Annotated in this window: 10 protein-coding genes; 6 read left to right on the forward strand and 4 right to left on the reverse strand. The window is 69.6% G+C overall.

Going from position 1 to position 12,107, the window contains the following annotated elements; all coding sequences use genetic code 11:
* The first annotated feature begins 27 nt into the window (after positions 1 to 27).
* The 5 genes from ACH34W_RS18385 to ACH34W_RS18405 all read left to right on the forward strand — a co-directional run bounded on the left by ACH34W_RS18385 (position 28) and on the right by ACH34W_RS18405 (position 5,816).
* Entirely contained in the window at positions 28 to 804 is a 777-nt protein-coding gene (locus ACH34W_RS18385) for an SDR family NAD(P)-dependent oxidoreductase (RefSeq protein WP_395962119.1), read from the forward strand.
* Positions 805 to 868: 64 nt separating this feature from the next.
* Positions 869 to 2,596 carry a PEP-utilizing enzyme gene (locus tag ACH34W_RS18390; protein ID WP_395962120.1) on the forward strand — a complete coding sequence of 576 codons (1,728 nt, stop codon included), beginning with the start codon at positions 869 to 871 and terminating at the stop codon, positions 2,594 to 2,596.
* Between the two features lie 28 nt (positions 2,597 to 2,624).
* Positions 2,625 to 3,401 (forward strand): SDR family NAD(P)-dependent oxidoreductase, encoded by a 777-nt coding sequence (locus tag ACH34W_RS18395; RefSeq protein WP_395962121.1) that lies wholly within the window; start codon positions 2,625 to 2,627, stop codon positions 3,399 to 3,401.
* Between the two features lie 13 nt (positions 3,402 to 3,414).
* Positions 3,415 to 5,052, forward strand: coding sequence for an FAD-dependent oxidoreductase (locus ACH34W_RS18400; protein ID WP_395962122.1), 1,638 nt, complete (start codon positions 3,415 to 3,417; stop codon positions 5,050 to 5,052).
* The gene (locus ACH34W_RS18405; protein WP_395962123.1) at positions 5,049 to 5,816 is read left to right on the forward strand and encodes a glucose 1-dehydrogenase; all 768 of its coding nucleotides are present in this window, start codon (positions 5,049 to 5,051) and stop codon (positions 5,814 to 5,816) included. Before ACH34W_RS18400 ends, ACH34W_RS18405 begins: the two co-directional genes overlap by 4 nt.
* Before the next feature lie 85 nt (positions 5,817 to 5,901).
* On the opposite strand, the gene ACH34W_RS18410 is transcribed toward ACH34W_RS18405, so the two are convergent.
* On the reverse strand, positions 5,902 to 7,365 hold the full coding sequence (locus ACH34W_RS18410) for a flavin monoamine oxidase family protein (protein WP_395962124.1): 1,464 nt from the start codon (positions 7,363 to 7,365) through the stop codon (positions 5,902 to 5,904).
* A 276-nt stretch (positions 7,366 to 7,641) separates the two neighbouring features.
* Between ACH34W_RS18410 and ACH34W_RS18415 the strand changes: the two genes are divergently transcribed.
* The gene (locus ACH34W_RS18415; protein WP_395962125.1) at positions 7,642 to 8,475 is read left to right on the forward strand and encodes a transporter substrate-binding domain-containing protein; all 834 of its coding nucleotides are present in this window, start codon (positions 7,642 to 7,644) and stop codon (positions 8,473 to 8,475) included.
* Between the two features lie 52 nt (positions 8,476 to 8,527).
* Here the strand turns inward: ACH34W_RS18415 and ACH34W_RS18420 are convergent, their stop codons facing one another.
* The 3 genes from ACH34W_RS18420 to ACH34W_RS18430 all read right to left on the reverse strand — a co-directional run bounded on the left by ACH34W_RS18420 (position 8,528) and on the right by ACH34W_RS18430 (position 11,987).
* The gene (locus tag ACH34W_RS18420) at positions 8,528 to 9,319 is read right to left on the reverse strand and encodes an SAM-dependent methyltransferase (protein WP_395962126.1); all 792 of its coding nucleotides are present in this window, start codon (positions 9,317 to 9,319) and stop codon (positions 8,528 to 8,530) included.
* A gap of 122 nt (positions 9,320 to 9,441) precedes the next feature.
* Positions 9,442 to 10,311, reverse strand: a complete 870-nt coding sequence (locus ACH34W_RS18425) for a discoidin domain-containing protein (RefSeq protein WP_395962127.1) — start codon at positions 10,309 to 10,311, stop codon at positions 9,442 to 9,444.
* Complete coding sequence (locus tag ACH34W_RS18430) at positions 10,308 to 11,987, reverse strand: alkaline phosphatase D family protein (RefSeq protein ID WP_395962128.1); 1,680 nt, start codon at positions 11,985 to 11,987, stop codon at positions 10,308 to 10,310. Before ACH34W_RS18430 ends, ACH34W_RS18425 begins: the two co-directional genes overlap by 4 nt.
* Positions 11,988 to 12,107 lie beyond the last annotated feature (120 nt).

A 12,107-nucleotide genomic window follows, 5' to 3' on the forward strand; every position in this document is an offset into this window, starting at 1 on the left:
CGGGTCGTCTGCGAAGGGAAGATCATCATGCTCAAGGGACTGGCGGGCAAGACCGCGGTCGTGACAGGCGCCGCCGGCGAGATCGGCGCCGCGGTCTGCCGGCGGCTGGCCGAGGAGGGCTGCACCGTCGTCGCGGCCGACATCGACGGGTCCGCCGTCGAGGACCTGGCCGGCAAGCTCGGCGACGGTGTGGTCCCGGTGACCGCCGACGTGACCACGCCGGAGGGCGCCACGGCATGCGTGGACGCGGCGGTGGAGACCTCGGGACGGCTCGACCTGTTCCACGCCAACGCCGGAGTGGAGTGCAGGGTGCGTCCGGTCGCCGAACTCGACATCGCCGACTACGACCGTGTCTTCGCCGTGAACGTCCGCGGCGTGTTCCTCTGCGCGCAGGCGGCCGTACGGCGCTTCACCGAACAGGGAGGCGGGGGCGGGCTGCTGTTCACCGCCTCCATCGCCGCGCTCATGGGCACTCCCGGCACGTCCGTCTACAACGCCTCCAAGCACGCTGTGCACGGCCTGGCGCGCTGCCTGGCCAAGGAGGTCGGCGCCCAGGGCATCCGGGTGAACACCCTGGCCCCCGGCGTGGTCGACACCCGCATGATGCGCTCGCTCGAAGACGGACTGGGCACCCTCGCGGGAGTCGGCGCCGCGGATTTCAAGACGGCGATGGAGCAGCAGGTGCCGCTCGGCCGTTACGCAACGCCCGATGAGGTCGCCGCGACCGCCGCGTGGATCCTCAGCGACGAGGTCCCGTACCTGCACGGCGAGGTCGTCACCGTCGGCGGCGGCATCGTCCCCTGAACACCCCCGGAGACCCGGGGCGGACCCCGGATCTCCTCCCACCACCGACCGGCAGGAGGACCAGATGCCACCAGAGAACACCGCGTCGTCCTGGGACACGGCGCCGAACGCGCGCTTTCCCATCTACACCAGGCTGAACGCCGCCGACGTACTGCCCGATCCGCTCACGCCGCTCGGCGCCAGCCTCGCCTGGCGCCCGCACATCTTCCCGGGCTGGGCCGCAGGCTACTTCGCGCTCGACGCCTTCCGGCCGTCCGAGCTGGATCCCGCAGGGGCCGCTGTCGGCGGGATCTTCTACGGGCACCTCTATGTCAACCAGTCCAGCGTGCGGGTCATCGGCATCCGGGCCGGCATCGGGGCGGACGCCATCGACGCCGCCTTCTTCGCCCACCCGGACGCACCCCCGCACGTGCCTCACCAGGACGACGTCAACGAGGAGCTGTCGGAGCTGATGGCGGCGCGCACGCAGTGGGCGCTGACCACCACGTCCGTCCCGGAGATCGAGGAGGAGCAGAGGATCGCCGACCGGGTCCGCGCCGAACGGCCGGATCTGCCGGAGCTGTCGCTCGCGGCCCTGGTCGCGCGCGCCCGGTCGGTGATGCCGATCGAGCGGCTGATGTGGCGCGGCGAGACCATCGGCAGCAACCAGGCGGCGATCGGGCCGGGCGTGATCGGCGCCCTGGTCGGCGCGGCCGACCCCTCCCTGCTGGTGCGGCTGATCGGCAAGGCCGGGGACGTCGATTCCGCGGCCCCGTCCTACGCGCTCTGGGAACTGTCGCGTGAGGTCTGGGCGGACCCGGGCCTCACCGCGACGTTCGACGGCGGCGTGGAGGGGCTGGCGGCACGGATCGACTCCGGTCACCCGGACTTCGCCGGAAGGTTCCGGGGATTCCTGCGCGAGTTCGGCTACCGGGGGCCGGGGGAGTGGGACATCGGCGCCGACAGCTGGGAGACGCGGCCCGAACTGGTCCTGGCGCTCGTCGACCGGCTGCGCCACCTGGGCGAGGACGCCTCGCCCGTCGCCCGGCAGCGGCGTCAGGCCGAGGACACCCAGGCGGCGATGGACCGCGCGCTCGAGATCGTCGGTGACGACGAGACCGCCAGGCAGACCCTCCGCATGGCCGTGGCCTCGGCGCGGCGCTTCGCGGCCTTCCGCGAGCGCGGCAAGACCAACGCCGTCAAGGTGCTGCACGAGGCCCGCGTCGCCCTGCTGGAGGTCGGGCGAAGGCTGCACGAGGCGGGCCACCTGGACGGCCCGCGGCAGGTCTTCATGGCGCTTGAGGACGAACTCGACGGCCTCGTCGCCGAGCCGCAGGAGCTGAAGGAGACGCTTGCGCGCCGCGAGAAGGAGTGGCAGGCCCTGTTCGGGCTGGAACTTCCGACCTTCATCGACGCGAACAGCCCCCTGCCCCCGCTGGAGCAGCTGTCCTCCCGCCGCGACGCCGAGCACGCGTCGGCGCGAGCTGGAGACGTGCTGCAGGGAGCCCCGGCCTCCGGCGGCGTGGTCCGCGGAAGGGCGCGGGTCGTGACCGACATCTCCCAGATCGCCGAGTTCGAACCCGGCGAGATCCTGGTCGCTCCCCAGACCGATCCGTCCTGGACGCCCCTATTCATGGCATCGGCCGGTGTGGTCGTCGACACCGGGTCGATGGGCAGCCACGCCATGATCGTCAGCCGGGAGCTGGGCATCCCCTGCGCGGCCGGCGTCCAGGACGCCACCCGGCGCATCCCCACCGGAGCCCTCGTCGAGGTCGACGGCTCCACCGGAACCGTGACCGTGCTCGACCTCTGACCCCTCGACCTCTGACCCAGGAGAGATCATGAAACTGCAGGACAAGGTCGCCGTCATCACCGGAGGCACGGCCGGCATCGGCAAGGCCATCGCGGCCGCCTTCCTCGCTGAGGGCGCCCGCGTCGTCATCAACGGCCGCAGCCCGGAGAAGGGCGAGAAGGCGCTGGCCGAACTCGGCGCGGGAGACCGTGCCGTGTTCTGCCGGGGCGACGTCAACGACAAGGACGACATCGAGCGGCTGATCGCGACCGCCGTCGACACGTTCGGACGGCTCGACATCCTCGTCAACAACGCCGGCGGGGCGGCCAGGCTCGCCCCGGTCGTCGAGCTCACCGACGAGGACTGGGACCTCCACATGAAGTGGAACCTGTACTCCACGTTCTACGCCACCCGGGCGGCGCTGCGCCTCATGCTGCCGCGCAAGTGGGGCCGTGTCATCAACATCTCCTCCGTTGAAGGCAAGCACGGCAAACCCGTCATCACCCCCTACGTCACCGCCAAGCACGCCATCAACGGGTTCACCAAGTCGGTCGCCAAGGAGGTCGGCACGGAGGGGATCACGGTCAACGCGCTGTGCCCCGGCATCATCATCACCGACATCGTCAAGGAGAACGGCCCGCGGACCGCCGAGGCCATGGGCATCACCTACGAGCAGCTGATCGAGATGTACGTCCAGGACTCGGCGATCAAACGGCCGAACACGGTCGAGGAGGTCGCCGCCGTCGCGGTCTTGCTCGCGTCCGACGCCGGCGCGGGCATCACCGGCGCGATGCTCAGCATCGACGGCGGCACCGCAGCGTACTGATGGAGGCACCAGCATGGAAACCTATGACGTCGTCGTGCTCGGCACCGGCGCCGCGGGCCTCACCGCGGCGCTGGCCGCCCACGACGGGGGAGCCCGTGTCGGCCTCTTCGAGAAGGCGTCCCAGGTCGGCGGAACGACGGCCTGGTCCGGCGGGATGGTCTGGATCCCCGGCAACCCGCACATGGCCGACCTGGGCCTGGACGACGACGACCGCACACAGGCCCTGACCTACCTGGAATCGCTCTCGAACGGCCTGATGGATCACGATCTCGCAGCCGCCTTCGTCGACACCGGGCCCGAGGCGGTCTCCTGGCTGGAGGCCAAGACCCCGGTCGAGTTCCGCGTCATCCCGGGCTTCCCCGACTACCACTCCGAACACCCGGGCGCCAAACGCGGCGGCGGCCGCTCGCTGGAGACCCTGCTGTTCCCGTTCGACCGTCTCGGTCCGTGGGCGGCACGGGTCACCACCGGCTACCAGCTCACCGGCAACATCATGATGGGCGAGACCTCCCTCGGCCGGGGCGCGCCCGGCGGCGTGCCGGAGGAGGAACTGGCCCGCCGGCGGATCCAGGACGAGCGCGGCGCGGGACAGGGCCTGGCCGGCGCCCTGCTGGCCGGATGCCTGGACCGCGGCATCGAACCTCGCACCGACAGCAGGGCGGTGGAGCTCATCGTCGACGACGGGCAGGTCACGGGCGTCCGTTTCGAGACGCCCACCGGCCCGCTCCTCGTCCGGGCGACGGCCGGGGTGGTCCTCGCGACCGGCGGTTTCGAAGGCGACGCCGAGCTCGTCCGCGCCTTCCTGCGCGGCCCGATGGAGCGTCCGGTCTCGACCCCGGCCAACACCGGCGACGGGCTGCGGATGGCCATGCGCGTCGGCGCAAGCCTCGGCAACATGCGGGAGGCCTGGTGGGTACCGACGATCGATATCGATCACCCCCAGGCCGGAAGGGTGCCGTGGCAGGTCAACGGTGAGCGGTCCAAACCCCACTGCATCCTGGTCAACCGTGCCGGGCGGCGCTTCACGAACGAGGCGGCCAACTACAACGCGCTGGGGGCGGCCTTCCACGTGCTGGACGTCACCACGTTCGACTACGTCAACCATCCCGCCTGGATGGTCTTCGACCACCACTACCTCACCCGCTACGGCCTGGCCGGCCACCGTCCAGACTGTCCCACGCCCGGCTGGATGATCGAGGCGCCGTCCGTCGACGCGCTCGCCCGCGCCCTGGACATCCAGCCAGGGACGCTGACGGAGACCGTCGAACGGTGGAACCGCCATGCCGCCGCCGGCGCCGACCCCGACTTCGGCCGGGGTGACACCGTCACCGACCGGTGGTGGGGCGATCCGGCGCTCGGTGACACCGCCACTTCGACGATCGGCCCGCTGGACACCGCGCCGTTCTATGCAGTGCGCGTCCGCAGCGGCACTCTCGGGACCAAGGGCGGACCGCGCACGGACACCAGCGCACGCGTCCTCGACGTCGACGGCCGGGCCATTCCCGGCCTCTACGCCGCCGGCAACACCATGGCCTCCGTCATGCACATGACCTATGGCGGAGCCGGCGGCACACTCGGGCCCGCCATCGTCTTCGGATACATCGCGGGACGCCACGCCGCCGCCAAGCTCACCGCCGAGGAGACGCCATGACGCCCCCCTTCCACGGCAGGACGGCCGTGGTCACCGGTGCGGCCGGTGGCATCGGCCGTGCGACGGCGCTGGCGTTCGCCGAGGCGGGGGCGAGCGTGACCGTCGCGGACGTGGCGGCCGATGAGGGACGGGAGACGGCCCGCCTCATCGAGCAGGCCGGCGGGCGGGCCCGCTTCATGCCCGTCGACGTCGGCGACGCCACCGACGTCCAGCACATGATCGACGAGACGGTGACGGCGTTCGGCCGCCTCGACTGTGCCGTCAACGCCGCCGCGATCGGACCGGAGACCGCCCCGCTGGCCGCATGCGACGAGGAGATCGTCGACAGGCTGCTGCGCGTCAACCTCAGGTCGGTGTTCCTGTGCATGAGATCCGAGATCAACCGGATGCTGGAGCAGGACACCGGCGGGGCGATCGTCAACATCGCCTCCGTCAACTCCTTCCGGCCCCAGCCGCACCAGGCCGTCTACACCGCGACCAAGCACGGCGTGCTCGGCCTCACCCGCGCGGCGGCCGTCGACTACGCCGCCGCCGGCATCCGGATCAACGCCATCTGCCCCGGCGCGATCGCCACCCCCATGCTCGATGCCGCGATCAAGGAGCGCGGCCGGAATCCCGCCGAGGTGGCGGATCGGCTCAGCCTGCTCGGCCGCTTCGGCCAGCCGGCTGAGATCGCGAGGGCCGCCCTCTGGCTGTGCTCGGAGGAGTCGTCGTTCACGATCGGCCACGCCCTCGCCGTCGACGGCGGCTACCTGGCACGCTGACCGGAACCCGCAGGTCACGGAGAAACCAGGGGCCGTGGCATCAGGTACGACCCGCACCGGCGCGCGGAGCGGGCCGTACCTGTGTCTACAACTGGGCGGCGACCTCCTTGGCCACCCGCTCACCTGAGCGCACCGCGCCGTCCATGTAGCCGGTCCAGTAGTCGGAGGTCTCCGTACCCGCCCAGTGGATCAGGCCGGTGGGCTGCGCCAGGGCCTGGCCGAACTCGGTCAGCACGCCGGACGCGGCGACGCCGACCGGGCCGCCGCCGCTCCAGAGTTCGTTGTCCCAGCGCTGGAACGCCGTCTGCTTCGGGCTGGCGGCCTTGGCGCCGAAGTACTTGACGAAGCTGCCCAGACAGGCCTTGGCGAAGTCGGCGGACGACGCACTGTCCAGCTTCCGCATGTTCGACTGACTGACGAAACCCATGAGGATGCCCTGGGAGGCGTCCGGCGGGCTGTTGTCGAAGGTCGCGTCGATCGGGCCGATGTCGCTGACCGCCTGGCCGGTGAGCCCGTCGGCCCGCCAGAACGGCGTGTCGTAGACGGCCACGAACTTGGCGACCGACCCCATCGGATAGCGCTGCATGAGCTGCGCCCGCGACGCCGGCAGGGCCGGCTCGAAGTCGATCTTCGCGGCCATCGCGGGCGCCATGGCGACGATCACCCGTTTGGCGGTCACGGTGATCCCGTCGGCCACGACGGTCACCTTGCCGCTGGCGACCGTCACCTTACGGGCCGGCGCGCTGTACTTGACCACGCGGCCGAGCTTGGCCGCCAGTTTGAGAGGCACCAGCGCCGAGCCGCCCACGAACCGGCTTTCCTGGGCGCCGCCGGCGACGTTGATCAGCCGGTCGATGGTGCCGTAGTTGCCCTCGTTGCCGGCCGAGGCGATGTAGTTCAGGACGTACAGCAGCGACACGTCCTTGGAACGGACTGACAGAGACGAACTGATGAACTCGTCCAGCAGCACGCGGGCACCGTCGGTCGTCGTGTTGGCGCGCGACCAGGTGTAGAAGCTCTGGCTGTCATACTCCTCGGCTTTCGCCGCTGTCCACGGCCGGCCCGGCGTGATCTCGCTTGCCGCGATCGTTCCGAGCTGTTGCAGGGCGGGGAAGAGATCGGCCAGGTCCGGGTCGGGCGGCAGTTCGCCGGCCGCGTAGGTGGACTTGGCGCCGTTGCGCCAATAGACGTTGTTGCCGGTGTTGTACGTCTTGAAGGTCGCCACGCCCATGTCCGTGGCCAGGGCGGCGATCCGGTCCTGGGTGGGGCCGATGAACTCGGCGCCGCCCTCGCTGGTGGTGCCGTCCCCGATGGGCATGTTGTAGACCCTGCCGCCGACCCGGTCGCGGGCCTCCAGCAGGATCACCGACTTGCCGGCCGCGATGAGATTGCGGGCGGCCGTCAGGCCGGCCAGCCCGCCGCCGATCACGACGACGTCGGCAGAGGCGGTGGCGGCGGATGCGGGCGAGGCGGTCGATACCGCGGTGAGTGCCGCACCGGCGGTGAGGGCTGAAGTACCGAGAACGCGGCGGCGGCTGAGTCCAGTCACGCGGAGGGTTCCTTCCATACGCGTACTGCAGACGGATTAGGCGGCAAAGCTATGGGATCGCCCACAAAGTGATCAATAGCGATCGTCCTCCTGATTTACGAGGGGTCCGGCCGTGCGGGCGCCGTACCGCTGGACGGCGCGCCCGTTCTACCTCCCGTTTTCGGGATTTCCGCTGGTACGATCCCGGGCCATCGCTCCCCGCCGCGGCACGCGGCATGGGGATGTTCCTCCGTCCATGCCTGCCTTTGCCCCCCGCTACGAAACAGGAGGAGAACCATGCGCCGCAGAACTGCCGTAGCAGCCCTGGCCCTCACCTTCACCGCCGCCTTCACCACCGCCACCGCCACTGCCGCCCCCACCACGACCGCCCCCGCGAAAGCCGCTCCCGGCGGGCACAGCAAGGCCACCCTGCTGGACAAGGTGCCGCGGCGAGGAGTGCTCCGGGTGTGCACCACCGGGGACTACCGGCCGTTCACCTATCGGGACCCCAAGACCGGCGCTTACACCGGCATCGACATCGACATGGCCAAGCACCTGGCTGCCAGCCTTGGCGTGAAGGCCGACTTCGTGACGACCACCTGGACCAAGCTCATGGACGACTTCACGGCGGGCAAGTGTGACATCGGCATGGGCGGCATCTCCGTGACCCTGGCCAGGGCGCAGAAGGCGTACTTCAGCGAGCCCTACCTGGTCGATGGCAAGGCGCCGATCGCCCGCTGCGCCGACAAGGACAAATACGACTCCCTGGCCAAGATCGACCAGGCCGGAGTGCGCGTCATCGTCAACCCCGGCGGAACCAACGAGAAGTTCGCCAAGGCGAACATTCGCAACGCCACCATCATCACCCATCCCGACAACAACACCATCTTCGACGAGATCGTGGCCGGTCGCGCCGATGTGATGATGACGGACGGGAGTGAGACGAAGTACCAGGCCAAGCTCCACCCCGAGCTCTGTGCGATCAACCCGGACAAGCCGTTCACCTTCGCCGAGAAGGCGTATCTGCTCCCGCGGGGCGACGAGGAGTTCCAGGAGTACACCGACCAGTGGGTCCACCTGACCACCCGCGATGGCACCTACAAGGGCTTCGCGGAGCCCTGGGAGAGCTGAGTACGTTGCGGCAAACGGAACCCCTGCTCGATGAGCGGGGGTTTTCCGTTGACTAGCGGCGGCGGCCGACTCCCGCGTACATCCACCGGGTGCCCTCGCCCGGGTGGTCGGGCCGCCACTCCGGTACCCACACGACCCCGGGCTCCAGGAGGTCGAATCCCTGGAACAGGGCTGTCACTTCGTCCCGGGTTCGGCTGTGGATCTGCACGGTCGCGTTCTTCCAGGCCTTCACGACCTCGCCGCCGCTCTCCGGATGCCCCTCGACGGTGCTGTGCGACATGATCAGCAGGCTGCCCGGGACGATGGCGTCATGGAAGGCCGCGATGGTGTTCCGTGCCTCCTCGTCCTCGGCGAAGTGCAGGATCGCCAGCATGAGAACGGCCACCGGCCGGTCGAAGTCGATGAGCGCACGGACCCGCGGGTTGTCGAGGATCTCCGCCGGCTTCCGGGCGTCGGCCTGGATGACGACCGTCGTGTCGGAGGGAGACAGCAGGGCCCGCGCATGCACCAGCACGATCGGGTCATTGTCGACATAGACCACCCGCGCGTCGGGGGCGAGCGCCTGCGCGACCTCGTGCACGTTGCCCTGCGTGGGCAGCCCGGTCCCGAGATCGATGAACTGGGTGATCCCCGACTCCACGGCGAGCCGCACGGCCCGTCCGAGAAAGGCCCGGTTCTCCCGTGCCGCCCGCGGCACGTCCGGCCCCGCCTCCGTCGCCACCTTCGCCGCAGCGCGGTCGACCGCGAAGTTGTCCTTCCCACCGAGGAAGACGTCGTAAATGCGGGCGGGGCTGGGGGTACTCACATCGATCCCGGGCGGTGCGTACTCCTCGTTTGTCTCCACCTTATGATCATGCCCGATCGACGCCCGGGAAGGGACGAATTGGACTACGAACCGACCACCGCCGAGCCCGTCCATCTGAACCGCTGCGTCGAACGCCACCGAGACCGTGAAGGGCGCGGCGATTACGAGTCCTGGTAGACCTCCAGTTCGATGATGCGGGAGTAGTCACCGCTGTTGGACGCGAGCGCGACGACGCGTACGGACGAGGTGGAAACCACCGGATCGGGCGAAAACTCCAGTCGGCCCGTGGTGTTGCCGCGGACGCTCGACACCGTCGTCCACTCGCCGCCGCTGCCGAGCACCTGGACGTCGAAGTCCCGCAAGCCGTTGCGGGCAGCGGGGTAGCGTACGGAGTCCAGCGTGTACAGGACGATCCGGTCGATCGGCTGCGGGCCGCCGAACTCGACCGTGTAGGTGTCCGGGAACGCCGCGCGCGTGCTGTCGTTCCAGCCGGTCCGCGTGGACCAGTCGTCGGAGTTGGTGTTGCCGTCCACGCCGCCGCAGACGTGGAAGTTGCCGTGCGTGGACGAGGCGCTGACGGGACCGCCGAGGGCGAGGTTGGCGCCCGGCCCGGACGGCTTCGGCGTGACCGTGACGGCCGCCTGCTGCCGAGCCCCGCGCGGACCCAGCCGCAGCGACACGTCGTGTGTCCCTCCGGCGGAGCCGATCGGCGCGGAGACCTGTGCTCGGAGGACGACGTTGTCGTTGGGCGGCACGTAGGTCGAGATGACGTCATGCGAGGTGACGAGTGGACGTTCCGGCGTGATGAACACGTCGACGTACGCGCCCTGGGAGCCGGAGTTGGCGAGGTCGACCACCAGCGGCCTGCCTCCGCACGGGGCGGCGAGCACGTCCAGCGTCCCGGACTGCACCGTCATCGTGACCGGCCCGCGTCCCTGCCTGGCGGCGGAGGCCGTGCCGACGTACAGGGCGACACCGGCGACCGCCGTGAGCGACACGGCCAGCAGTGCGATGATTTTGCGAACGCTCACTTGTGGTTCCCCTTCAGCGGCTCGGGAGGCTCGACCTCGGAGGCGGACAGGTATTTCCTGCCGCGTGCCGCGCTCTTGGAGTCGGCCTGCAGGCCGGGCTTGCCGTCCTCGACGGCGAAGCTCGCGCGGGTGAACACGGGCGCGCCGCGTTCCCGGACGTACGGCACGACACGGTAGGACGCGTTCCAGGTGTCGGGCGTGACGTTGAACGTCATGTAACCGCGCTGCCCGTTGTAGAAGCGGATGTGGTCGTTGGCTGCGAGAAACTGCGAGCCGAACTCGTCCATGTCCGCCCCATCCATGCCGGACGAGATGGACGAACCGAGGAACTCCGTCGCGATGGTGGGGGACGCGGGGTCGTCGAAGTCCTGTTTGACGTTCGCGGCCATGCTGCGGTGGAAGTCGCCCGACAGCACGATCGGATTGCTCGCCTTCCGCTCGACGATCCCGTTCAGCAGCCGGTCCCGCGAGGGCTTGTACCCGTCCCACAGGTCCATCCCGAACGCCTGCCCGGGGTTGGTGTTGAAGTCGACCTGCGACAGCATCATCTGCTGCGCCAGAACGTTCCACTTCGCCTGCGAGCGTTCGAGACCGCCCAGCAGCCACGCCTCCTGGGCGTCGCCGAGCAGCGTCCGGGACGGGTCCAGCCGCTGCTCGCAGTCGGTCTTCAGACCGTCGCCGCACGCTTGGTCACTGCGGTACTGGCGGGTGTCCAGGACGCTGAACTCCAGCAGCCGGCCGAAGGTGAACCGGCGGTACAGCGACATGTTCTGACCGGCCGGCTCCAGTGCCCGCAGTGGCATGTGCTCCCAGTACGCCCGGTACGCGTTGGCGCGGCGGACGAGGAAGTCCTCCGGCGGCGCTGATGGGTGGGCGAGGTCGGCATAGTTGTCGACGACCTCGTGGTCGTCCCAGGTGACGAGCCACGGTGCCCTGGCGTGCGCTGCCTGCAGCTCCGGGTCGAGCTTGTAGAGCGCGTACCGGTCGCGATAGTCCGACAGGTGAACGGTGGGGGTGTGGAACTTGCCCGGCACCGGTGTGTCCGGCCTGCCGCCATTGGTCTGCACGCCGTATTCGTACAGGTAGTCACCGAGATGAACGACCAGGTCGAGATCTTCCTTGGCCAGGTGGCCGTACGCGGTGTAGTAACCGTCGAACCATGCTTGACACGACACCATCCCGAAGGTGAACGCGCTCGCCGTCGCCCAGGGCGCGGGGGCGGTCTTGGTCCGTCCGGTCGGTGAGACCTCGTTACCCGTCTTGAACCGGTAGAAGTATTCCCGTCCGGGCCGCAGGCCGCGCACGTCGACGTGCACCGAGTGCGCGTACTCCGGCCTTGCGGCCGCCGTTCCCTGCCGGACGACCCGGCGGAACCTCGCGTCCTCGGCGACCTGCCAGCGGACGGGGACGCGGTGCGGCTCCATGCCGCCGAGCGAGGCCAGCGGTTCCGGTGCCAGCCGCGTCCACAGCACGACCGAGTCGGGCAACGGATCGCCGGACGCGATGCCGAGGCTGAACGGATTGTCCTTGAACCGGGACACCTCACGAGTCAGGGTCGACGGCTCTGCCTGCAACGGCCCGAACGCCAGTGCCAGCGCCCCGATCCCGGAGTACCCCAGGAAGCGCCGCCTGCCCGGATCGCTCAGAGCAGGCCCGACCTCTACGTTTCTGCCCACCTAGGCGCTTCCCTTCCGTCCGTCACCCTCATCAGAGAATGAGTCGTTATCAAGATCGCCTGTTAGGTTCACGCCAAGGTAACGCCAAAGCTGAGAAATGTCTCCCTTCGCGTTAACATC

It is taken from the genome of Actinomadura sp. 6N118 (assembly GCF_044326415.1).
Classification (GTDB): domain Bacteria; phylum Actinomycetota; class Actinomycetes; order Streptosporangiales; family Streptosporangiaceae; genus Spirillospora.

Bases quoted from the DNA above. Each gene is read 5' to 3' on its own strand.
- ACH34W_RS18385 (WP_395962119.1), top strand. From the start codon at position 28: ATGCTCAAGGGACTGGCGGGCAAGACCGCGGTCGTGACAGGCGCCGCC.
- ACH34W_RS18390 (WP_395962120.1), top strand. From the start codon at position 869: ATGCCACCAGAGAACACCGCGTCGTCCTGGGACACGGCGCCGAACGCG.
- ACH34W_RS18395 (WP_395962121.1), top strand. From the start codon at position 2,625: ATGAAACTGCAGGACAAGGTCGCCGTCATCACCGGAGGCACGGCCGGC.
- ACH34W_RS18400 (WP_395962122.1), top strand. From the start codon at position 3,415: ATGGAAACCTATGACGTCGTCGTGCTCGGCACCGGCGCCGCGGGCCTC.
- ACH34W_RS18405 (WP_395962123.1), top strand. From the start codon at position 5,049: ATGACGCCCCCCTTCCACGGCAGGACGGCCGTGGTCACCGGTGCGGCC.
- ACH34W_RS18415 (WP_395962125.1), top strand. From the start codon at position 7,642: ATGCGCCGCAGAACTGCCGTAGCAGCCCTGGCCCTCACCTTCACCGCC.